Source organism: Vibrio sp. 10N.261.46.E11, from assembly GCF_041472735.1.
Classification (GTDB): Bacteria; Pseudomonadota; Gammaproteobacteria; order Enterobacterales; family Vibrionaceae; genus Vibrio.
In genome coordinates, this window is record NZ_JBFRQW010000068.1 from 1 (window position 1) to 22,567 (window position 22,567).

Here is a 22,567-nt window from a genome sequence, read left to right on the forward strand (position 1 = left end):
CTAATCCGCGATGAACCAAATAAAAGCCGCAACGTGATGAACGTTGCGGCTTTTTTGATACTGAACAACTAACAATTTGTCGAATGGCGATTATCACGCTAACCGAATATTGCTGTGATTGAGTTCGCTATTGCTTATAACACCAAGCACTACTTACAGAGAAAGTACCACACCAGCAATGGCTGCACTCATTAAGTTAGCAAACACACCGGCACAAATTGCTTTGAAGCCGTATTGTGAGATGAAAGAGCGACGCTCTGGAACTAAGCTGCCCAAACCGCCAATCAGAATCGCCATGGTAGAGATGTTAGCAAAGCCACAGAGAGCGAACGTCACGATCGCTTGTGAGTGCTCACTTAGGGCATCTTTTACGTCCATTAACTGGATGAAAGCCACAAATTCGTTCACAACAATCTTATTACCGATCAGTGAACCTGCAACAACAGCCTCAGACCACGGTACACCGATCAGCCATGCAACGGGTGCGAACACATAACCTAGGATAAGTTCGAAGCTTAGGTTTACGCCAAACCAACCACCAACAATACCTAACAAGCCATTCAGCATAGCAATCACGCTGATAAAGGCCAGAAGTGTCGCACCCACCGCAACGGCAATACGAAGTCCAGACATAGCCCCATCTGCCATTGCCTCAACTACGTTTGTTGCTCGTGGAATTTCTACACCAGACTCAATATTTTCTTGAACATCATCTGGGCTACCTGGAACCAAAATTTTAGCCATTAACAGGCCTGCAGGTGCCGACATAAATGCCGCTGCGATCAGGTAGTTTAGGTCAACACCAAGCGATGCATAGCCCACTAGCGTACCACCAGCCACAGAAGCCAAACCACAGACCATTACGGCAAACAGTTGTGAATCCGTCATATGTTTTAAGTACGGCTTAACCACCAATGGCGCTTCGATCATGCCAACAAAAATGTTTGCCGTTGCAGACAGTGACTCCGCACGACCTGTGCCTAGGAACTTCTGTAAAGCACCACCGATTATGTTGATCACCTTTGGCATAAAGCCGATGTGATACAAACCTGAAATCAATGCCGAGAAAAAGATAATGATGCCGAGAACGTTAATAGCGAAAACAAATCCGTTATTCGTTAGGCCACCAAATAGGAAGTTAATCCCCTCTTGACCGTAGTTGATCAAGCTAGACACCGCACCCGTGGCTGCATTCAGTGCTTCTTTGCCCATTGGCACATAAAGCACCAATAGCGCGAATGAGATTTGCAGTAAGAAAGCTAAAGAAACCGTTCTTAGCGGGATATTTTTTCTGTCCGTAGATAGTAACCAAGCGGCTACTAAAATAGTGATAATTCCAAGTAGGGAAGCCATATGCGTCAACCTAAAAGTTGTAGGTAGGAAAAGCGACGCATTGTATAGAGGAAATCGTTTGCGGCAAGGTGCGGTTGTTAATGTGATGTTGGGATTATCAGCGACTTGCCCAAGGTTAGATTAAAGCATTGAATTTTAATGGATTAACTTGTTCAAAAAGCATACTTTTTCCATGTGGAAATTATATTTATGAATTAGGAAACAATTAACGGTGCAGTTCAACGCAAGTTTTGAGGTTTTTGTCCCAATACGTCGGTGACCCGATATGATCTTTAATGAACTCAATCACCGCTGAAAGCTTCTTCGGCATATTCTTTCGGCTTGGGTAAACGGCATAGAATGGCATCAACTGGCTCGCTCTCCACTCTGGTAATACTTGGATGAGCTTGCCCGTTCTGAACTCTTCTTTCACTAAATAAGTCGCCAAGTAAGCAACGCCCCACCCTGATACTGCAGCGTCTCGTACCGCCTCGGCTAAATCCACCGAGTAATCACCGGCCACTTTGACACTGAGGTTCTCTTGCCCATTATCAAATGCCCACGATGTGTAGTCCCGTTCACGGCTACGGTAGATAAGGCAGTTATGATCAATCAGATCAGATGGCACATGAGGAGTACCAGCTTTAATCAGATAATCCGGTGATGCCGCTACCACAAATTGGCTATCGGCTAAGCGCTGCGCAATATAACCTTCAGGCAAATCTTCATTGTTGGTGATCCAGAGATCCAAACGCTCTTCAATCATATCTACTTTGTAATCGAACAGGTGTACCTCGATTCTCAACTGAGGGTATAGTTGTCTCAGCTGATCGATCGCAGGAATAATGTGCAGTGTGCCAAATGACTGAGACAAGCCTACGCGCAGGATTCCTGAGATATCATCACGCTGGCTGTCCATATCCAGTTGAGCCGCTTTGACTGTGTTAAACAGTTGCTCGCAGTGCTGATAGAACACCTCTCCGGCTTCAGTGAGCGTAAGGCTACGTGTGGTTCTTTGCACCAGCTTGATACCTATCGAATCCTCGAGCAAAGCAACTTGCTTACTGATGTGAGACACCGACACATTCAAACTTTTTGCTGCACTGGTAAAGCCTTCATGCTTGATTAACGCATGGAATATCACCATCTGTGCGGCTCTATCTGTTAGCACAAGGCCACCTTTAAAAATCTCTGAAATATAAAAGAAAAAGGACTCCGAAGAGTCCTTTAGTTCGTTCTGCCTATGGTAGACCAAATGCTATTCAAAGCGACCTAAATCTGTTAATCAAATTAGGTCGATTAATCAAACTTAATTCTGTCTGCTAAGTGGCTAACTGCCAAAGCAAAGTAGTAAGAACGATTCCACTTCATTAACACATTGTAGTTGTTGTAAATGAGGTAAGAACGGCCAGTTTCATCGTCTGGCATAATTAGCCAAGCTTTAATATCTTCATCAAGCGTTGGTAGTGGGCGATCGTCAAAGCGCTTAATACCGAGTTCAGACCACTCTTTTAAGTATTTCGCTTTGTCTTCGCCTCGGCCTTGCATTTCAATAGACACAGTCGACGGTACGTGAACTTGACGGCCCCAAGTATATTTGTCATCCCAACCCGATTGGCTGAGATAATTCGCCGCTGAAGCAAATACATCTTCTTCAGTACCCCAAATATCTTTCTTGCCATCGCCGTTACCGTCAGCGGCATAAGCTAAGAATGAGCTTGGCATAAACTGAGGTTGTCCCATCGCACCAGCCCAAGAGCCTTTCATCTCTTGTGGTGCAATATGGCCTTGATCAAGAATCTTCAACGCCGCCATCGCTTCGCTACGGAAGAAGGCTTCTCTACGTCCTTCATAGGCCATAGTCGTGAGAGCATCAATAACACTGTAGTTACCCGTGAACTTACCAAAGTTACTCTCAACACCCCATAGCGCGACAATGAATCTTGGTTGAACACCATATTCATCACCAATGCGCTTCAACGCTGAATAATGCTTCTTATAAAGCGATCTCGCCTGCTTCACTTTCCAATCTGGAACCGCGCGTGGAATGTATTCATCCAGAGTCAGTTTTTTCTCAGGTTGATTCTTATCGGCTTTCACCGCTCTTGGCTTAAACGTCACACCATCAAAGGCCTGATCAATGATCGCTTCAGAAATGCCTTCTGCACGGCCTTGTTGTTTTAGTTTCTCTACATATTGTTCAAAGCTCAGCTCTTCAGCCTGAACTGAACCAATAGTCAGACTATTACTCAAGAGTAAGGCCGACACAGCCAATATGGTTTTCGAAAATTTTCTCAACGATCACTCCTCCCTGAATTAAGGTAGCTATCACTCTTCGTCTTGAACATTTTGCTGAGCTTTACGCTCTTTATGAAGTTCAAGTTCATTAACCGGTGGTGGCGGGACCTGCAAAAAGAAACCATCGGTGTTCAGTGATTCTCTCACTTTATCGATGTTCACTTGCGCCAGTTTACGGCCATCCATTTTAATTACCATTACAAAACTAGGTTTACCAAACATTTGCATCAATGCGTCAGGTACTTGTGAAAAATCGTCCTTCTTAGGGATATATAGGTATGTTCCTTCTTTCTTTGAACTTTTATATATAGAACACAGCATGACAAACCTTTTTATTGTTTATGACTACAAAACTCTCACTTACGAGATCAATAGTTTATGTTAAGGGAAATATTGGGAACAAAACGTTCATTTGACAACAAGATTACTTGCTGTGCTTGGTTTGGGAATATAACATGATAAACCAAGTTTCAGGCAACGCCCTTTATTTTATTGATAAAGAAATTGTACCAATCCGCTATTGAGGTCCTGTAGTTTTCGATGTCTAGTAATCCAGATCTAAAAGGTAGCAGTTTTACGCTATCTGTTTTGCACTTATCCGATGATCAAGTCGAAAATGCGGTGTCTTTTCTTCAAGAAAAAGTAAACCAAGCTCCCACTTTTTTCGCTGCTGCGCCTGTTGTTATCAATATTAGCAAAGTCGCGGGTGATATCGATTTTGTGCAACTGAAAGAGGGTATATCTCAAGCGGGCATGATCCCAGTAGGTGTGGCTGGTTGTTCGGATAAACGTATGCAGAACCTAGCGAAAGAAGCTGGTTTTGCAGTGATGACAGCCAGTAAATCACCTTCTCAAGCTCCAGCGAAGATGGCTCCGATAAAAGTGGTGAGAACGCCTATTCGTTCTGGTCAGCAAGTGTATGCAAAAGATGGCGATCTATTGATCCTCAGCCATGTGAGTGCTGGCGCAGAAGTCATAGCCGATGGCAGCATCCATATCCATGGTACTTTACGCGGTCGTGCGATTGCAGGCGCGAGTGGTCAAACTGAAGCAAAAATAATTTGTAATGATTTACAAGCCGAGCTGGTTTCCATTGCTGGAAATTACTGGCTCAGCGATCAAATTGAAAGCGAGTACTGGCAGAAGAAAACCATGTTCAGTATGGCAAACGATGTATTACACGTTGATGTCCTCGCAATATAAGAGAAATAAAAAGGAAAACAAAATGGCACGCATTATCGTTGTAACGTCAGGTAAAGGCGGGGTAGGCAAAACGACCTCCAGTGCAGCTATTGCCTCTGGCTTAGCTTTAAAAGGGAAGAAAACCGCAGTTATCGACTTTGATATCGGTCTGCGTAACCTAGATTTAATCATGGGTTGTGAGCGTCGTGTTGTGTACGACTTCGTTAACGTTATCAATGGTGAAGCGACGCTGAACCAAGCGATGATCAAAGACAAGCGCACAGAGAATCTATTCATTCTTCCGGCTTCTCAAACTCGTGATAAAGATGCACTAACAAAAGATGGTGTTCGTCGTGTATTTGATGAACTAGATGAAATGGGTTTTGATTTCATCATCTGTGATTCTCCTGCGGGCATAGAGCAAGGCGCTCTAATGGCGTTGTATTTCGCTGATGAAGCGATTGTAACGACTAACCCAGAAGTTTCTTCTGTACGCGATTCAGACCGTATTCTAGGTATTCTTGACTCTAAGTCTCGTCGTTCAGAAGATGGCTTAGAACCAGTGAAAACGCACCTTCTACTGACTCGTTACAACCCAGCACGTGTAACTCAAGGTGAGATGCTAAGTGTTGAAGATGTTGAAGAGATCCTACACATCTCTCTACTGGGCGTGATTCCAGAGAGCCAAGCCGTACTGAACGCGTCGAACAAGGGTGTTCCAGTTATTTTTGACGAAGCAACCGATGCAGGTATGGCTTACAATGATACTGTAGAACGACTACTGGGTAGCCAAGTGGACTTCCGTTTCTTAACGGAACAGAAGAAAGGCATCTTCAAAAGACTGTTCGGGGGCTAATTCGCAATGTCATTACTAGAGTTTTTTAGACCACAAAAAAAGACAACCGCAAACCTAGCTAAAGAGCGTTTGCAGATCATTGTTGCCGAGCGACGCAGCCATGACGACCCAGCGCCGTCTTATCTGCCGCAACTAAAAGAAGACATATTGAAGTGTATTGCGAAGTACGTTGACGTCGATCCATCAATGGTTGATCTGACTTTCGAACACAAAGATGACGACATCTCAGTATTAGAGCTGAACGTCAAACTTCCAGAAGAAGACCGCTAAGCAGAGCTCGAGCGGCGCTTATCACGATTCAATAAAAAAGAGAGCCTAGGCTCTCTTTTTTGGTATTTTAACTTGTGTCTAAACGCTATAAAAGATTAAGAATTCTGCATACGCTTTTTCAGTCGAGCTAAGTCAATTTCACTAGAGCGAACAGTCAACTTAATGCACTCGTAATCGTACTCTTCTTTAACCACACTCATGTTTGAGCGAATCTCTCCGATGATGCCTTGGCCAGAATAAGGAATCGTGATCTCTTCTTCGATCATGCCTTCTTCTGCAACACCAACGATGTATTTGTGCAGTTTAGTGATATCTAACGGATCACGAGTTGACGTCAGCATCGCATCTGGAAATTCTTCAATCAGCGCTAACTGATCTTCTTCACTCAGTCTATCGCACTTATTCAGCACTAATAGTTTTTCGCTACCTTCAACGCCAACTTGTGCTAATACATCGTGTACCACATCAAGCTGAGCTCGGAATGAAACGTCTGAAGCATCAACCACATAAAGCAACAATGAAGCATCGTGCGCTTCTGCTAGCGTTGAGTGGAATGAAGCAACCAGATCGTGTGGCAGTTTCTTGATGAAACCAACGGTATCTGAAACCAAGATACGCGGCTGAGTAATCGGCTGAAGCGCACGAACCGTCGTATCTAGCGTTGCGAACAGTTTATCTTCACCCACCACTTCAGTTGCGGTCATTGCACGCATCATCGAAGATTTACCGGCATTGGTGTAGCCAACTAAAGCAACAGTGAAAAGCTCCGCGCGCCTTGTGCGTCGGGTCTTCATTTCATCTTGTACGCTTACTAGCTCACGCTTAAGCGCAGCAATTTGGTCACGTACGTTACGACGGTCTAGCTCTAGTGAAGTTTCACCAGCGCCCTGACCCATTTGACGCTCTTTATCACCCTCAGCCGTTTCACGAAGTCGCGGCACTAAGTAGTTTAGACGAGCGATATCAACTTGCAGACGAGCAGTACGAGTACGAGCGTGGCGGCTGAAGATTTCGATGATGATGCCAGTACGGTCAAATACTTCCACCCCCAAACTCGCCTCGACAGTGCGCAGTTGAGATGGGCTTAAATCACAGTCAAAGACCACAACATCAGCGGCACCGTATTGGAAATTGCCCGTTGGAAGATCATCAAAATCTAGCTCGTCGATTTCTGAATCGAACAGGCCCGATTCATCAAGGAAGTCTTCATCTTCTGCTTCTTCAATCGAACCTTGGTAACCGGTTAGATGAGCAATTTCCGCAAGCTTACCAGCACCCAACACGTTTTGTCGTTGAGCTGAACTGTGGTGCTGCGATTGAGTACCAACCACTTTAAACCCTAGGGTTGTTACTAAGCGAGCAAGTTCGGCAAGAGACTCTTTTGCTTCGTCACCTTTGAAGTCCGGTGTCGTAATAGAAATAAGTAAAGCGTTACTAGCTGAGGGTTTTGCTGTTAGTTTCATGTATTCTTCTGTTTATGCACCAAAGTGCAACCTAGTATTTGGTCTAAAGTAGCGCGATCCTACGCTGTTCTCGGCCAGCTTTATAGAGCTAACAGAGGCTATTTGGCGATATTATTGCAGTTAATCCATTTATCTCGTTTATCCCTCTGTTTTCGTGAGGAAATAAAACAGGCTAAAACAACAAAAAAGACAGCATCACGTTACTTATTAGTAATTAGTGATACTGCCTTTGCTTAAGCTTAGCCTCTCATTGGGCTACTGTCTCAAAAACTAGAAATCAATTCTCGCTTCTGTTTGCGCGTCAAAGAATACTGCTTTCGATAAATCAAAATGCAATGGCGCCATTTGTCCAACGGTCACTTCAAACTCAGGAGACAAACGACAAGCCACCTCTTGATCGTTCACTTTCACCATCGCGATAGTATCTGGCCCTGTGGGTTCCAAAACCTCTAATTTCAGATCAAGCAAGGTAGACGCGGAAACATCATCCCCTGCTTGATCGGTAATATGTTCTGGCCTTAATCCGATCACTACCTCTTTGCCATCTTGCTCGCGCATCGATTGTGGTAAGCGAATATGGTGCTCTTGGTTTTCAGTCCCTATCACCTTAATGATTGGGTTCTGTTCGACATCTAGATCCACCATTGTCTTGATGAAGTTCATCGATGGTGACCCCATAAAGCCAGCAACAAACATATTATTCGGACGAGTGTAGATCTCTTTTGGCGTTCCTAGTTGTTGCAGCTCACCATCTTTCATCACCGCGATCCTATCAGCGAGCGTCATAGCTTCGATCTGATCATGGGTTACATAAACAATCGTGGTATTCAGCTTCTGGTGCAGACGTTTAATCTGATGGCGCATTTCAACACGCAGCTTGGCATCCAAGTTAGAAAGCGGCTCATCAAACAGATACAGCTTAGGACGACGAGCTAGAGCACGTCCCATCGCGACACGTTGACGCTGGCCACCAGAAAGCTGCGACGGTTTGCGATCCAGCAATTGTTCAATTTGCAGCATTTCTGCCACTCGATTGACTTCAGCATCGATCTCGTGCTGCGGCATCTTACGAATCTTCAAACCGAAAGCGATATTGCCACGCACCGTCATGTTTGGATACAAGGCGTACGACTGGAATACCATCGCAATGTCTCGGTCTTTAGGTTCAACCTGCGCTACGTCTACACCATCAATCACAATCTCACCCGAGCTAATATTCTCTAACCCAGCGATGGTGTTCATTAGGGTGGATTTTCCACACCCCGAAGGGCCGACAAGTATCAAAAATTCCCCCGAATCGATACTGATGTCGATGCCCTTTAACGTTTCGTTGTCCGCGTTGCGATAGGTTTTACGGATCTGTTTTAAATCTAATGTTGCCATGGGTAATTATCCTTTTACTGATCCTGCCGTTAGGCCACGAACAAAATATTTTCCTGCAAAGACATACACCAACAGCGTTGGCAGTGCGGCGATGATCGCGGCAGCCATGTCGACGTTGTATTCTTTTACGCCAGTACTGGTGTTGACCAAGTTGTTTAATGCCACGGTGATCGGCTGAGTTTCTGAGCCCGAATAGACCACCCCGAACAAGAAATCATTCCAGATTGCGGTGAACTGCCAGATCACCGTCACCATGATGATTGGCGTTGAGATCGGCAATAAGATCTTGAAGAAGATAGTAAAGAAGCCTGCACCATCCAGTTTTGCCGCTTTGATCAATTCATCAGGAATCGAGATGTAAAAGTTACGGAAAAACAGAGTCGTAAACGCCATGCCGTAGATAACATGCACAATCACCAAGCCGATGGTGGTGTTAGCCAAGCCCATCTTGCCAAGCATGGTCGCCATTGGCAGCAGCACCACTTGGAATGGAATAAAGCAACCAAACAACAGCAAGCTAAAGAACAAATTTGAACCTCTGAACTGCCACTTGGTTACCACGTAGCCATTGAATGCACCGAGCAATGTTGAAATCGCAACCGCAGGAATAACCATTTGGAAAGAGTTCCAGAAGTACCCTTTAATGCCTTCACATTTTACGCCCGTACACGCGGTGTCCCACGCTTTATACCAAGCATCGAATACCCACTCTTTTGGTAAACTCATCAAGTTTCCCGCCTTAATATCAGGCAGAGTTTTAAATGATGTCAGTACCATCACGAACAGCGGCATTAGGTATACCAAGCAGAAGAAAAGCAGCGCCGAATAGATAAACATTCGAGCAAAATTGATGTTATTCATCATGACTTTTTCTCCCTAAGTTCAGAGTAAAGATAAGGCACGAGAATCGCTAAAATACCAGCAAGCATCATCATGGCACTCGCAGCACCAAGGCCGATTTGCCCACGAGTGAATGAGTGTGCGTACATAAATAGCGCTGGAAGATCCGATGAATAACCCGGGCCACCTGCTGTCATTGCGGTCACAAGGTCGAAACTCTTAATCGCAATGTGTGACGTGATGATCACCGCACTGAAAACCACAGGGCGCAAGCAAGGCAGAATGATTTTGAGATAGATAGTGGGTAAGCTTGCCCCATCGATTTGCGCAGCTTTAATGATCGAAGAATCGATACCACGCAAACCCGCTAAGAACATCGCCATCACGAAGCCCGATGATTGCCAAAGTGCTGCGATAACCAAGGTATATACCGACATTTCGGAGTCGACTAGCCAATCAAATTTGAAGTCAGTAAATCCCCAGTCTTGCATCAACTTTTCAATGCCAAGACCTGGATTGAGGATCCACTTCCACGCCGTACCTGTCACGATGAATGACAATGCCATTGGGTATAAATAGATGGTACGAATCGCGCCTTCTTGGCGAATGTTCTGGTCAAGCAATACCGCCAAACCCACACCTAACAAGATAGCAATCGCCATGAACAGAAAACCAAACACACCGAGGTTGGTGATTGAGGTTATCCAGCGATCGTTGTCCATCAGCTTTTCATATTGGGTTAAACCAACGAAGTTGAAGCTCGGTAGAAATCGAGAGTTAGTGAACGACAACGCTGCCGTCCAAAAAATGTAGCCGTAGATACACACCACGGTCACTAACGCGGTCGGCGCTAGCACAATCTTAGGTAGCCAATGTTGCAACCTGTCAGCAAAACTCGGTTTCGGTGCAGGCTGGCTCCTTGTGGGCTTTGGAGTCGACTCAGTCAAAACATGCTCCATAACTTATCCTTGTTGCACAATCGAGCCAATGGCTTACCTTTCGGCACCACATCAGCATCACGCATATCAGAATTGGGAGTGAAGAGTAGATAGGCTCCCTACGAGCCTACCCACCCTGGGGGTTTGGTGTTAGACCAAGTTAGATTAGATAGCCGCTTTCACTGCTTTCGCTAACTTAGCTGCCGCTTCTTTTGGATCGGCATCTTTCTCATTGAAGAAGTTGGTTACCACGTCGTAAATCGCGCCTTGCGCGTAACTTGTCGTCGCTAGGCCGTGAGCCATACTCGGAACAAGATCGCCAGATTCCGCACTCGCTTTGAAGGTTGCCATAGAGTCCAACGCACATTGGTCGAACTTAGACATATCCATATCGAGACGTACAGGGATAGAACCTTTGTTTAGGTTAAAGACTTCTTGGAAATCTTTAGTAAGAATGGTTTTTGCTAGGTCTTGTTGCGCTTTTTGGTTCTCTTTGTCACTTAGTTCAAAGAACGCAAAGCTATCGATGTTGAAAGTGAATTGGCCATCAGTACCCGGAGCTGGTGCACAGATGTAGTCTTTACCCGGTACTTTACCTGCTGCAGTAAACTCACCTTTCGCCCAGTCGCCCATGATCTGCATCGCAGCTTCACCATTGATAACCATTGAAGTTGCTACGTTCCAATCACGACCCGGCGAGTTGCTGTCGATGTAGTCACGCATCTTTTTAAACTTGGTGAATACTTCCACCATTTTGTCGCCAGATAAAACGTCCATATCAAGATCAACGAATGCTTTGTTGTAGTCTTCACTGCCTAGTACATCAAGCGCCACCGCTTCGAAGACTGTCGCGTCTTGCCAAGGTTGGCCACCGTGAGCCAGTGGAATGAAGCCAGCCGCTTTGATCTTGTCTGCCGCCACAAAGAACTCATCTAATGTGGTTGGAACGGTAACACCTGATTTTTCTAAAACAACAGGATTCGCCCAAAGCCAGTTAACACGGTGAACGTTGACAGGAACCGCCACATATTCTCCGTCCCACTTCATCACTTTGGTCACAACCTCTGGCAGTAACTCATCCCACTGTTCTTGTTTTGCTGTTGCATCGAGAGACGTAAGAAAACCTAAACCACCCCACTCTTGAATATCATGACCTTTGATCTGCGCTGCAGATGGTGGGTTGCCTGATACTGCTCGCGTTTTCAAAACGGTCATCGCACTTTCACCGCCGCCACCAGCCACTGCAAAGTCTTTCCATGTATGGCCTTGTTCTTCAATCATCTCTTTCAGTACCGCAGCGGATTTTGCTTCGCCACCAGCAGTCCACCAGTGAAGCACTTCTACTTCACCAGCTTGAGAAAATGTTGAGGCAGCAAGAAGAGATAGAGTAAGTAGGGTTTTATTGATTTTCATTATTATCTTCCATGTTTAGCGGACTCGACGTCCGGTTCAATACAGAGTCTACTTATTCTGATTTGTAAGATTGAAACAAAAGGTAAGCCCAATGTAACACAATTGTTACATTACACTTCTAGGCCTCTAGGGATATAGACTTTGGCTTCTAAGCCGCCTTGAGGGGAGTTACGAATAATGAGATCTCCGCCGTGTCCGTGCAGGATATTTCGGCAGATCCCGAGTCCTAAACCGTGTCCTTGGTCGTCGGTGGCAAGCCTAAAGTAAGGTTCAAACACCAACTCTAACTTGTCTTCAGGGATACCTTTCCCGTGGTCTTGAATCGTCACGATAACCCACACCGAATCACTGTTGATACCAACCTCAGCTGATGTTCCATATTTCACAGCGTTGTCGATAAGGTTGGTTAGCACACGTTTAATAGCTAATGGTTTGGCGACTAGCGGTTCAACCACAGTGGGCTCAAACTCAACCAAGGTCTGATGTTGGTTGTGCAATTCAATCACAGAGAGCATCATCTCATTGAGGTCGATAATAGCGTTGTTTTCGTGAAGGTCAGTATCTCTTACCGCTTGTAATGCACCTTTGACCATCATCTCCAGCTCATCCAAGTCTTTATTGAATTTGTCTTTCTTTACTTCACTCTCCAACAATTCAGCCCGCAATCTAAGACGTGTTATTGGTGTCTTTAAATCATGAGAAATAGCAGAGAAAAGGTGCTCACGGTCGGCAACATAACGGCGAATCCGCTGCTGCATGCGGTTGAATGCTCGGGTTGCGGTAACCAGTTCTGTCGCACCTTCTTCGTTAAGTGGAGGCTGCTGAATATCCATGCTCATTTCGTTGGCTGCCCTTGCTAGCTTTTTAAGCGGGCGAACTTGGCGGCGAATCATTAAGTAGGTCAACACCAATAGAATCAGCGTTGAAGAGAGCAAGAAGATCACCTGTTCACGACCAAGAATGGTGTCATCAAGTTTTACATAGGGAGCTGGTAACAATGCGGCAATATACACCCATTCGTGACTGGCTAGCTCTATCTGAACGACCAAAATAGGTGGATTAAGAGGTTCTAACGTTAAAGTATGATGTGCCCACGATCGCGGGAGATCGCTTAAATATATGTCATTTTTAAGTAAACGGAGATGTTCAGGGCGAGAGAAATCAACACGGACTGATTCCACTTTATTGAGCTTGCTACTCAAAACACTTTCTATCGCTTCAATCGAGGCGGTTTTTAAGCGAGTATCGGGGATCGATTCAACAATCAAAGCCTCTTTATTGAAAGAGACAAAAAATCGCGTGCCACCCATATTTCGAATTTGGTCTAACACGATGTGGCGATATTTGACGGGTAAAGACTGAAAGAAAGTCACCGTTGAAGCAAACATGTTCGCCATGCTAGATGAGGCCGAGCGAATCCCTTCCAGTTCTTTATGTTTAGATTCGCTATACCAAATAGAGGTTGCGATACCTTGAGCAATCACCACCGCTAACAGAGTCAACAACAAGGTTCTTGCGACCAAGGAATTTGGTTTTAATCGACTTAACCATTTCATACGAAATACTTCATTAGCATTACTTGATAAACATTAGATCATGCTCAGTGCTCATACTGAACAGGCACAGCGAGAATATAGCCATTGCCACGCATGGTTTTGATGTAGTGAGGGTATTTGCCGCTGTCGCCCAATCGGCTTCTCAGACGACTAAGCTGCACATCAATGCCTCGTTCAAAAGGCAACGCTTCGCGGCCTCTGGTAGCGAAAGAGATGGTGTCACGGTCGAGAACTTCGTTAGGACGAGTTAAGAACAGCATCAACAGAGAAAAGTCACTGCCCGACAAGTCCATCTCTTCTGAGTGTTCATTGTGGGAAATTCGGTGTGCAAGCGTATCAAGCGTCCAATCACCAAAAATAATCTGCTTTGGCAGTGCATCACTCGGCTTGTCATCCACCACTTGAACGCGGCGCAATAACGCTTTGATACGCGCCATTAACTGACGTGGACTAAATGGCTTGGCAATATAATCATCGGCACCAATTTCTAAGCCGATAATCTGATCGGTTTCATCCGATACCGCTGTCAGCATAATGATAGGCACATTGGATTGTTTTCGGACTCGCTGACACAAGGTAAAACCGTCGTCACCGGGGAGCATCACATCAAGCAGAATCAGGTCTGGATAACCATTGTTTTGCAGATGAGTTTCGAGTTCAACACCATCTCCCACCGAAGAAACATCGAAACCCGATTTTGTGAGGTACTCTTCCAGCAGCTCGCAGATTTCTTGATCATCATCCACCACGAGAATTCGAGTATTTGTTGGCATCGCCCAAACCTATTAAATTTACAACTCATTCACATAGTGTATAGGTAGGTCGAGTGTTTGATTATTGATATGTTTGTAAAATTAGAAGAACAAACAGACAGAGATCACAACTAAGTGACCTCCATCTACTCGTTTGATTAAGCGAATCGATTTACGACGAGCAGCTTATCTCCATCGCTTTGCCCCACTCTGGTGGTAACGCAGCAAGGTGTTCGTAGTCAGGGTGTTCCGCATAAGGGTCTGCCAGCACCACCATTAGTGCATCAATATCGCTGCTATCACCGCGCTCAGCTTTATCTATAGCCAGCTGAGCTAGGTAGTTTCTGAGGATGTATTTCGGGTTTACTTGTCGCATCTTTTCGCAGCGCTCGGCTACTGAACTCTCTTCGAGTTCACAGCGTTGCAAATAGTTATCCAACCATAGCTTCGCAGCATCACGATCGATAACCAAATCAATCACTTCCTGCGCAGGCAAGGTATCTAGGTTCGACAGCGTTCTAAAGAACCTTGGGTAATCGACTTTGTTTTGCGACATCAGCTCGAACATAGATTCAAACAAACGACTGTCACCTTCTTGTTTCGAAAGCAGCCCCAACTTACGACGCATCATCTGACTGAAATAACCATTCATTTGTGGTTCGTATTGTTCAAGTGCCGCTTCTAAGTCAGCCCTCTCTATCAACGGTGACAACGAGTGTGCCAATGCAGATAAATTCCACATACCAATTCTAGGTTGTTGATTGAACGCGTAACGACCTTGGTAATCCGAATGGTTACAGATCAATCTTGGATCATATTCATCAAGGAAGGCGAACGGGCCATAATCGAAGGTTTGGCCGATGATCGACATGTTATCGGTGTTCATCACCCCATGAGCAAAACCATTCGCTTGCCACAGCGCGACCATTTCCGCAGTGCGATCAACAATCTGATTAAACATAGCAGCGTAGGGTTTCTCTTCATCGAGGCATTCTGGGAAGTGCCATTCGATGACTTTGTCGGCCAGCAATTTATGCTCGGCCAACTGATTGGTATAAAACAGATGTTCAAAGTGACCGAAACGGATGTGTGACTCAGCAGCACGCACCAATAATGCGCCCCACTCTTGCTTCTCACGATAAACCGGCGTGTCGCTGGTCATCATCGCCAACGCACGTGTGGTTGGGATATTGAGACCCGCCATCGCTTCGCTACATAAGTACTCACGAACGGTTGATCGAATAACCGCACGGCCATCGCCCATACGTGAATAGGGGGTTTTACCTGCACCTTTAAGGTGTAAATCGAACGTTTCGCCATTTTTAGCGACAACTTGAGCTAATAACAGCCCTCTTCCATCACCTAAATCAGGGTTATAAGAGCCAAACTGGTGGCCTGCGTATTTCATTGCGACTGGTGAGAATTGCTCAGGTTCAACGTTGCCCGATAGCGTTTCAAGCAACTCATCAGAGACGTCCTCAAATGACGGAAAGCCAAGTTCACTCGCAAGGTTTTGATTCCATGCAAGCCATTGGACATTATTTAAAGGTGTAGGTTGAATTGGGGTATAGAACAATCGAGGTAATGCCGTAAATCGATTGTTAAATGAAATAGAATCCCAGACAGACATGAGAGATACACTGTAGATAAAAGATAACTTAAGATTATCACAGTTTGATAACAACTTCAGATCAGGTTATGCAGTGAGTCTATTGAGATAAAGGGGTTAATCAGGCCAATAGGTTATTCAGAGAATAGAGATTCTTCAGAGAAAAAGGTTACTGAGAGGAAGGTACAACTAAGAAAAGGTTAAGTGGCTAGCCTGATGAGAAGAGCCACATTTAAGAGAACAAGAGTTCTAACTTTGAAGACTTTTTAACAAGTGTGTTCATAATAAAACTGAAAATATAGAGACATGAAGCTGACTACATTAGCGCGAGAATACCCAGAAGAGAAAGGGTAGAGAAAATCCAAGTACGACTGATTACGCCAAAATTACTGTGTTGAATCATTTCTTGATGCTGCATATATCTCTCCTGAGAATGTGATGGTGTAACACCAATATATCGACTTTATGCCGATATCAGCAAGCACATTAATATTAACCTTTTATGACAGCCTGAATAATTTTCTGTAACTATTCAGGCCTTTGATAAATTAAAAATTACGCTCTGCTTGTCGTAGAAAGCAGCGCCCCAGCACCGATAAAGACACCACCAGTCACACGATTAAAAACCTTGGCTCTACCTTTAGCAAACAACCAATTTGATGATTTCGCACCTAGGTAGGCATAAACCAGTAACCAAGATAATTCCATCACAACGAAGGTCAAAGCGAACACCACAAATTGAGGAAATAGCGCTATCGATGGGTCAATAAACTGTGGGAAAAGTGCGGTAAAAAACAGGATAGCTTTTGGGTTACTCGCCCCAACAATAAAACCACTGACATAATGCTGCGCAGCGCTTTCTTTAACAGGTTGAGAGCCTGTTTGTTGATTCGATAGCTTGTCGTAATCTTGCTGGTTAGAACGTAAAGACTTCCAACCGAGATAAATAAGGTAAGCAGCACCCGTCCACTTAATGATATTAAACACCACTTCTGATGAAGCAATAATCACCCCTAAACCGGTGAACGATAACGTTAAGATTCCGGTGATCGCCGTTAAGCTGCCCAGCGCAGTAAATATTGATAATTTAAAACCCGATTGCACACCTTTGGTCATGCACAATAAAGAACTTGGCCCTGGTGATGCCGTTAAGATCAACACCGCTAATAAATAATAAATCCATGTATCAAAGCTCATCGCGAATTCTCCTTAACTCACTAAAACGACTAAATATTGAACACCAATATGTAATAACCATTCATATTAAGCAACTAAATATTGAGCACGTTCACTCTGATCTGATTACTTATCCCTTAAATTTCGGCAATAAAAAACGCCATGCATCACTGCATGGCGTTTAAATTCAAACGTTTCAAATAGAACGTCTTATCAGGTTCTAACCTTAAGTTTCCAGCTTAATCTCTAAGCTAAATCCGTAAGCTAAAAACGAACAGTAACCTAGTCTTTGTAGATAGAGAACTCATCCGCGCAAGCAACAAGCTGCTCACGAGTGATCATGAATACGCCATGACCACCGTTAGAGAATTCAATCCAAGTGAATGGAATCTCTGGGTACTGATCCATCATGTGAACCATTGAGTTGCCCACTTCACAGATCAGAATACCGTCGTCAGTTAGGTAGTCTGGTGCGTTAGCTAAGATGCGACGAACCAATTTCAGACCGTCAGTACCCGCTGCTAGGCCAAGTTCTGGCTCGTGAGTAAACTCATCTGGCAGGCTGTTCATATCTTCTTCGTCCACGTAAGGTGGGTTAGATACGATCAGGTTGTATTTCTCTTTTGGCAAGTCACGGAAAAGATCTGAACGAATTGGGAACACTTGCTGCTCCATGCCGTGATCTTGAACGTTCTGCTCTGCAACTTGCAGTGCGTCTGTAGAGATATCAATCGCATCTACTTCTGCGTCAGGGAATGCATGAGCACAAGCAATAGCAATACAACCACTACCCGTACACATATCCATGATGCGAGTTGGCTCTTCAATTAACCAAGGTTGGAATTGAGCTTCGATCAGCTCACCAATTGGAGAGCGAGGCACAAGAACGCGCTCATCAACGAAGAACTCAAGGCCACAGAACCAAGCTTTGTTGGTTAAGTAAGCCGTTGGTGTACGCTCATTGATACGCTTGATTACGCGCTCAACAATACGCAGACGTTCGCTACTCGTTAGACGAGAGTTCATCACATGCGAAGGAACATCAATCGGCAGATAAAGAGTAGGTAAAATTAGTTGTACCGCCTCATCCCACGCGTTATCAGTGCCGTGACCATAAAATAGGCCCGCTGCGTTAAAGCGACTAACAGTCCAACGAATCACATCTTGAAGCGTGTGTAGTTCTGATACCGCTTCTTCTACAAAAATCTTATCCAAAATTGTCTCCGAAAAGCGCTACAATACTGCTAATTACGTTTCTAATTAGAATTCATAACCTGATGAGCAAAAAAGACACCGACTTCGATGACGATTTCGCCCTGTTCAACGATGCAGTAAAGGGCGTTAAAAAGTTGCAACAGGATACCATAGTCCAGCAGCCAAAAAGAAATGCCAAGCAAAAAGAAATTACTCGAACGGCAAGACAAGCCAGTGATAGCGAGTTTTATTTCTCAGATGAGTTCATTCCGCATCTTAGCGAAGAGGGGCCTACACGTTATGCGCGCGATGATGTCTCTAAATATGAGGTGAAGCGCTTACGTCGTGGTGTCTATGTACCGGATGTGTATCTTGATATGCACGGTATGACGCAGCAAGAAGCCAAACGTGAACTTGGCGCGATGATTGCGCACTGCGTGAAAGAGAGCGTAGCTTGTGCCTGTGTACAGCACGGCATTGGTAAACACATCCTTAAACAGAAAGTGCCTTTGTGGTTAGCACAGCACCCAGATGTGATGGCTTTTCACCAAGCACCTTTAGAGTTCGGTGGCCATGGGGCGCTACTGGTTTTACTTGCTATCCCAGATAAATAGCCATCGACTTGCTCTTTGTTCTAAAAAGTACGTCCAGCACCTTGTCGTTTGGTCGAAATAATCCGTTAGAAACAACAAAGGGCATCTCAATAATCATGAGATGCCCTTAAATTTATCTTGAGAAAACGGTCTCAGCTATGGATTAATGTTCCAAAGCAACTCGCCTTTTTGTTTTTCAAGGTCGAATTCAATACACGCGAGCCCTGATGTTGGGAACATAGGTGGCGCCATGCCCGTCGCAAATTCAGCCGTTAAATAGCCCACTAGAGGTAAATGAGAAACAAATAAAATGGTCTCTAGCTTTTCTACTTCAGCCATTGCTATGGTCAAATCAAACACATCGTCAGACATTCCGTAAGGCGTAATATCATCACAGGTTTCTACTTTCTTTCCAGAAAACGCTTGAGAGATTTCTAACCACGTTTCTTGTGCCCTCAAGTATGGGCTCACAAGCACTTTATCGAACTGGCTAAACCCTTGCTCATTTGCAGCTTGAGCTACCGCAAGAGACGCCATTTTACCGCGCTTAGTTAACGCTCGTTCTGCATCCGAGTTAGCAAAATGTTCTGCTTCACCGTGCCGCATTATGAATATTTTCATGTTCAATCCTGTCTTCGTAACATGTCGAAAATCGATATATCCTATATATCAACGAAACGCTACTTAGGTTTGGTTCTCAATCCAGAGAAACCGCAGTCAATATAAATAATTATATCAAGTCACTTGCCAAAGAGTTCGACTTTCTTAACAATCTTGTTAAAAGAAAATAAATTACTGATAAAAATCGATAAAAGTGATTTAGAAGTCGCCAAAAAGCTCCTCATATCCCAAAATATGATCGCAAGGTTTGCACCTTAAATCATCGCGTACATAATTTAAAAACCACCCGCTCTGGAGATGCTTCTGTGCATTTAAGCCCTAATGATGAACATCAATACCGTTACATAACCTTAAATAACGGGCTACGCGTGCTGTTAGTTCAGGACCAAAATGCTCAAAAAGCTGCGGCCGCACTTGCCGTAAATGTCGGGCATTTTGATGACCCTACAAACAGAGAAGGTTTAGCTCACTACTTAGAGCATATGCTATTTTTGGGAACTGAAAAGTATCCAAAGGTCGGAGAGTTCCAAAGTTTCATCAGCCAACATGGCGGTAGCAACAACGCTTGGACAGGAACCGAACACACCTGCTTCTTTTTTGATGTTGAATTGAATGCTTTTGAAAATGCACTCGATCGCTTCAGCCAATTTTTTACCGCCCCCCTGTTCAACGAAGAAGCATTAGACAAAGAACGCCAAGCTGTTGATTCAGAGTATAAGATGAAACTCAACGACGACTCGCGACGCTTGTACCAAGTGACCAAAGAATTGGTAAATCACAATCACCCATTCTCGAAGTTTTCTGTCGGTAATATCGATACGTTGGGTGACCGAAACGGCGAGACGATTCGACAAGAGATCTTGGCTTTCCACCAGCAACAATATTCTGCCGATCTAATGACGCTGACACTGTCTGGCAATCAATCACTGGACGAAATGCAAAATTGGGTTGAGGAGCGTTTTAGCTCGATTACCAATCACAAACTACAAGGCAAGAAGGTTAACGTACCGATTATTGGCGAATTAAGTACTGGCGTCCAAGTACACGTTAAACCGATCAAAGAAGTACGCAAACTTATCTTAACCTTCCCCATGCCAAGCATGGATGAACACTACGGTATTAAACCATTATCGTTCTTTGCACACCTTATCGGTTACGAAGGCGAAGGCAGTTTGATGATGCAACTCAAAGAAAAAGGTTGGATTACTTCACTCTCCGCAGGTGGCGGCGCAAGTGGCAGTAACTATCGTGATTTCACAGTCAGTTGCTCATTGACCATCGAAGGTTTAACCAAAACCGATAACATCACCCAAGCGGTGTTCCAGTACATTAAGTTGATTGAACAACAAGGTATTGAAGAGTGGCGTTACCTCGAGAAACGGGCTGTTTTGGAATCAGCCTTCCGCTTTCAAGAGCCTTCAAGACCACTTGATGTCGTCAGTCATCTCGTGATCAACATGCAGCATTACCAAAAACAAGATGTGGTGTATGGAGATTATAAAATGTCGCATTTCGACGAAGAATTACAACGCTCTTTGCTTCCCTACTTATCTGTCGACAATATGCGGAGCACCATTGTTGCTCAAGGGTTCGAATATGACAGAGAAGCGATGTGGTACTTTACCCCCTACTCCGTTACGCCTTTTAGCGCTGAACAAATCCAATGCTTTACATGCATCAACCCCGGATGGCAGTTTGAGCTTCCCAATAAAAACCCGTTTATTTGCTACGATTTAGATCCAGCGGAACTCGAAGGTGATGCTAAGTACCCGCAACTATTAGAAGAGTTAGACGGTTTTAAACTGTGGCATCTGCAAGATCATCAATTTCGAGTGCCCAAAGGTGTGGTGTATATCGCTATAGATAGCCCGCACTCGGTCGCTAGTCCCAGGAATATTGTTAAAACACGCTTGTGTGTAGAGATGTTCTTAGACTCACTTGAAAAAGATACGTATCAAGCTGAAATTGCTGGCATGGGTTACAACATGTATACCCATCAAGGTGGTGTCACACTGACTCTGTCTGGATTTAGCGAGAAACAGCCACAGCTGCTCAATATGATTCTTGAACGCTTCCAAGCACGCGACTTTAGTCCAACACGTTTCGAAACGATTAAGCATCAATTGCTCAGAAACTGGAATAACGCATCGCAAGACCGTCCTATTTCTCAGCTGTTCAATGCGATGACGGGAATCTTACAGCCAAATAACCCGCCCTATTTCGTTTTAATTGAAGCGCTGGAAACAATAGAAGTCGATGAGCTTTCTTCTTTTGTTCAAGCTATTTTGGCTGAACTGCATGTCGAAATGTTTGTGTATGGTGACTGGAAAAAAGCCGATGCGAACAAGATGGCTGAAACGCTAAAAGATGCATTGCGTGTTCAAGATCAGGCTTACGAAGAGTCACTGCGACCATTAATTATGCTGGGTGATAACGGTAGTTTCCAACGCGAAGTGGTGTGTAATCAAGATGATTCAGCTATCGTGGTTTACTACCAATGTTCAAATATATCACCTACAAATATTGCACTGTATTCATTGGCAAACCACTTGATGTCAGCCACTTTCTTCCACGAGATTCGTACTAAGCAGCAGCTAGGTTATATGGTCGGCACGGGTAATATGCCGCTTAACCGACACCCCGGAATTGTGTTGTATGTGCAATCGCCTAATGCAGCCCCAGCCGATCTGTTGGCTTCAATAGACGAGTTCCTTAATGCCTTTTATATGGTGCTGTTAGAGCTTAGCGACTATCAATGGCACAGCAGTAAACGCGGCCTCTGGAATCAAATTTCAACGCCAGATACCACCTTGCGTGGTCGTGCTCAGCGCTTATGGGTTGCCATAGGCAATAAGGATTTAGAATTCAATCAGAGGGATCGTGTGTTAGAAGAGCTCAAAAGTCTGACTCGCTCAGACATGATGCGCTTTGTGGTTAGCCAACTTAAACCTCGTACAGCCAATCGTCTGATTATGCACGCTCACGGTAATGCACATCAGGACGAAGAGAAGCTGTCGGCAGGTGTTGAGATAGGCTCAATTGATGAGTTTCAGTTGCGTCCTAAAGACTGCGAACTTGGCTGATAAACCCG

General features: G+C 44.6%; 20 protein-coding genes. 5 read left to right on the plus strand and 15 right to left on the minus strand.

Annotated elements, in window-relative coordinates:
* Window positions 1–153 precede the first annotated feature (153 nt).
* The 4 genes from AB4407_RS18845 to AB4407_RS18860 all read right to left on the minus strand — a co-directional run bounded on the left by AB4407_RS18845 (window position 154) and on the right by AB4407_RS18860 (window position 3,951).
* Complete coding sequence (locus AB4407_RS18845) at window positions 154–1,353, minus strand: NupC/NupG family nucleoside CNT transporter (RefSeq protein ID WP_372121619.1); 1,200 nt, start codon at window positions 1,351–1,353, stop codon at window positions 154–156.
* A 205-nt stretch (window positions 1,354–1,558) separates the two neighbouring features.
* Entirely contained in the window at window positions 1,559–2,479 is a 921-nt protein-coding gene (locus AB4407_RS18850; RefSeq protein ID WP_372121673.1) for a LysR family transcriptional regulator, read from the minus strand.
* A gap of 152 nt (window positions 2,480–2,631) precedes the next feature.
* Window positions 2,632–3,630: a lytic transglycosylase domain-containing protein gene (locus AB4407_RS18855; protein WP_372121620.1), complete on the minus strand. Its 999-nt coding sequence runs from the start codon at window positions 3,628–3,630 to the stop codon at window positions 2,632–2,634.
* Between the two features lie 30 nt (window positions 3,631–3,660).
* Window positions 3,661–3,951 (minus strand): YcgL domain-containing protein, encoded by a 291-nt coding sequence (locus tag AB4407_RS18860; RefSeq protein ID WP_009848496.1) that lies wholly within the window; start codon window positions 3,949–3,951, stop codon window positions 3,661–3,663.
* Between the two features lie 219 nt (window positions 3,952–4,170).
* Between AB4407_RS18860 and minC the strand changes: the two genes are divergently transcribed.
* Genes minC through minE form a run of 3 tightly spaced genes read left to right on the plus strand, consistent with a single transcriptional unit; the run spans window position 4,171 to window position 5,938 of the window.
* A complete protein-coding gene (gene minC, locus AB4407_RS18865) occupies window positions 4,171–4,833 on the plus strand; it encodes a septum site-determining protein MinC (protein WP_009848497.1) in 663 nt (220 codons plus the stop codon).
* A 22-nt stretch (window positions 4,834–4,855) separates the two neighbouring features.
* Window positions 4,856–5,668 (plus strand): septum site-determining protein MinD, encoded by an 813-nt coding sequence (gene minD, locus AB4407_RS18870; RefSeq protein WP_009848498.1) that lies wholly within the window; start codon window positions 4,856–4,858, stop codon window positions 5,666–5,668.
* 6 nt (window positions 5,669–5,674) lie between these two features.
* A complete protein-coding gene (gene minE / locus AB4407_RS18875; protein ID WP_009848499.1) occupies window positions 5,675–5,938 on the plus strand; it encodes a cell division topological specificity factor MinE in 264 nt (87 codons plus the stop codon).
* Window positions 5,939–6,033: 95 nt separating this feature from the next.
* Here the strand turns inward: minE and hflX are convergent, their stop codons facing one another.
* The 10 genes from hflX to prmB form a co-directional block, all read right to left on the minus strand.
* The gene (hflX, locus tag AB4407_RS18880; RefSeq protein ID WP_372121621.1) at window positions 6,034–7,401 is read right to left on the minus strand and encodes a GTPase HflX; all 1,368 of its coding nucleotides are present in this window, start codon (window positions 7,399–7,401) and stop codon (window positions 6,034–6,036) included.
* Between the two features lie 270 nt (window positions 7,402–7,671).
* The gene (locus AB4407_RS18885; protein WP_132743500.1) at window positions 7,672–8,784 is read right to left on the minus strand and encodes an ABC transporter ATP-binding protein; all 1,113 of its coding nucleotides are present in this window, start codon (window positions 8,782–8,784) and stop codon (window positions 7,672–7,674) included.
* Between the two features lie 6 nt (window positions 8,785–8,790).
* Window positions 8,791–9,648, minus strand: coding sequence for a carbohydrate ABC transporter permease (locus AB4407_RS18890; protein ID WP_048661487.1), 858 nt, complete (start codon window positions 9,646–9,648; stop codon window positions 8,791–8,793).
* Window positions 9,645–10,583, minus strand: a complete 939-nt coding sequence (locus AB4407_RS18895; protein ID WP_009848503.1) for a carbohydrate ABC transporter permease — start codon at window positions 10,581–10,583, stop codon at window positions 9,645–9,647. Before AB4407_RS18895 ends, AB4407_RS18890 begins: the two co-directional genes overlap by 4 nt.
* Before the next feature lie 144 nt (window positions 10,584–10,727).
* Window positions 10,728–11,975 (minus strand): ABC transporter substrate-binding protein, encoded by a 1,248-nt coding sequence (locus tag AB4407_RS18900; protein ID WP_048664276.1) that lies wholly within the window; start codon window positions 11,973–11,975, stop codon window positions 10,728–10,730.
* 110 nt (window positions 11,976–12,085) lie between these two features.
* Window positions 12,086–13,531, minus strand: a complete 1,446-nt coding sequence (locus AB4407_RS18905) for an ATP-binding protein (protein WP_055318372.1) — start codon at window positions 13,529–13,531, stop codon at window positions 12,086–12,088.
* Between the two features lie 44 nt (window positions 13,532–13,575).
* Window positions 13,576–14,304 (minus strand): response regulator, encoded by a 729-nt coding sequence (locus AB4407_RS18910; RefSeq protein ID WP_372121622.1) that lies wholly within the window; start codon window positions 14,302–14,304, stop codon window positions 13,576–13,578.
* Window positions 14,305–14,455: 151 nt separating this feature from the next.
* Window positions 14,456–15,913 carry a protein adenylyltransferase SelO gene (locus tag AB4407_RS18915; RefSeq protein WP_372121623.1) on the minus strand — a complete coding sequence of 486 codons (1,458 nt, stop codon included), beginning with the start codon at window positions 15,911–15,913 and terminating at the stop codon, window positions 14,456–14,458.
* A 534-nt stretch (window positions 15,914–16,447) separates the two neighbouring features.
* Window positions 16,448–17,089: a LysE family translocator gene (locus AB4407_RS18920; RefSeq protein ID WP_372121624.1), complete on the minus strand. Its 642-nt coding sequence runs from the start codon at window positions 17,087–17,089 to the stop codon at window positions 16,448–16,450.
* Between the two features lie 261 nt (window positions 17,090–17,350).
* The gene (gene prmB, locus AB4407_RS18925) at window positions 17,351–18,283 is read right to left on the minus strand and encodes a 50S ribosomal protein L3 N(5)-glutamine methyltransferase (RefSeq protein WP_009848509.1); all 933 of its coding nucleotides are present in this window, start codon (window positions 18,281–18,283) and stop codon (window positions 17,351–17,353) included.
* 62 nt (window positions 18,284–18,345) lie between these two features.
* On the opposite strand from prmB, the gene smrB reads away from it, so the two are divergent.
* On the plus strand, window positions 18,346–18,876 hold the full coding sequence (gene smrB / locus AB4407_RS18930) for an endonuclease SmrB (protein ID WP_009848510.1): 531 nt from the start codon (window positions 18,346–18,348) through the stop codon (window positions 18,874–18,876).
* A gap of 135 nt (window positions 18,877–19,011) precedes the next feature.
* Here smrB and sixA read toward each other — a convergent pair whose 3' ends face one another.
* Complete coding sequence (gene sixA / locus AB4407_RS18935) at window positions 19,012–19,476, minus strand: phosphohistidine phosphatase SixA (protein ID WP_012603460.1); 465 nt, start codon at window positions 19,474–19,476, stop codon at window positions 19,012–19,014.
* 305 nt (window positions 19,477–19,781) lie between these two features.
* On the opposite strand from sixA, the gene AB4407_RS18940 reads away from it, so the two are divergent.
* Window positions 19,782–22,559, plus strand: coding sequence for an insulinase family protein (locus AB4407_RS18940; protein WP_372121625.1), 2,778 nt, complete (start codon window positions 19,782–19,784; stop codon window positions 22,557–22,559).
* Window positions 22,560–22,567 lie beyond the last annotated feature (8 nt).

Excerpts from the sequence above, each read along its gene's own strand:
- AB4407_RS18845 (WP_372121619.1), bottom strand. The coding sequence starts at position 1,353 with ATGGCTTCCCTACTTGGAATTATCACTATTTTAGTAGCCGCTTGGTTA.
- AB4407_RS18850 (WP_372121673.1), bottom strand. The coding sequence starts at position 2,479 with ATGGTGATATTCCATGCGTTAATCAAGCATGAAGGCTTTACCAGTGCA.
- AB4407_RS18860 (WP_009848496.1), bottom strand. The coding sequence starts at position 3,951 with ATGCTGTGTTCTATATATAAAAGTTCAAAGAAAGAAGGAACATACCTA.
- minC (WP_009848497.1), top strand. The coding sequence starts at position 4,171 with ATGTCTAGTAATCCAGATCTAAAAGGTAGCAGTTTTACGCTATCTGTT.
- minD (WP_009848498.1), top strand. The coding sequence starts at position 4,856 with ATGGCACGCATTATCGTTGTAACGTCAGGTAAAGGCGGGGTAGGCAAA.
- minE (WP_009848499.1), top strand. The coding sequence starts at position 5,675 with ATGTCATTACTAGAGTTTTTTAGACCACAAAAAAAGACAACCGCAAAC.
- hflX (WP_372121621.1), bottom strand. The coding sequence starts at position 7,401 with ATGAAACTAACAGCAAAACCCTCAGCTAGTAACGCTTTACTTATTTCT.
- AB4407_RS18885 (WP_132743500.1), bottom strand. The coding sequence starts at position 8,784 with ATGGCAACATTAGATTTAAAACAGATCCGTAAAACCTATCGCAACGCG.
- AB4407_RS18890 (WP_048661487.1), bottom strand. The coding sequence starts at position 9,648 with ATGATGAATAACATCAATTTTGCTCGAATGTTTATCTATTCGGCGCTG.
- AB4407_RS18895 (WP_009848503.1), bottom strand. The coding sequence starts at position 10,583 with ATGGAGCATGTTTTGACTGAGTCGACTCCAAAGCCCACAAGGAGCCAG.
- AB4407_RS18900 (WP_048664276.1), bottom strand. The coding sequence starts at position 11,975 with ATGAAAATCAATAAAACCCTACTTACTCTATCTCTTCTTGCTGCCTCA.
- AB4407_RS18905 (WP_055318372.1), bottom strand. The coding sequence starts at position 13,531 with ATGAAATGGTTAAGTCGATTAAAACCAAATTCCTTGGTCGCAAGAACC.
- AB4407_RS18910 (WP_372121622.1), bottom strand. The coding sequence starts at position 14,304 with ATGCCAACAAATACTCGAATTCTCGTGGTGGATGATGATCAAGAAATC.
- AB4407_RS18915 (WP_372121623.1), bottom strand. The coding sequence starts at position 15,913 with ATGTCTGTCTGGGATTCTATTTCATTTAACAATCGATTTACGGCATTA.
- AB4407_RS18920 (WP_372121624.1), bottom strand. The coding sequence starts at position 17,089 with ATGAGCTTTGATACATGGATTTATTATTTATTAGCGGTGTTGATCTTA.
- smrB (WP_009848510.1), top strand. The coding sequence starts at position 18,346 with ATGAGCAAAAAAGACACCGACTTCGATGACGATTTCGCCCTGTTCAAC.
- sixA (WP_012603460.1), bottom strand. The coding sequence starts at position 19,476 with ATGAAAATATTCATAATGCGGCACGGTGAAGCAGAACATTTTGCTAAC.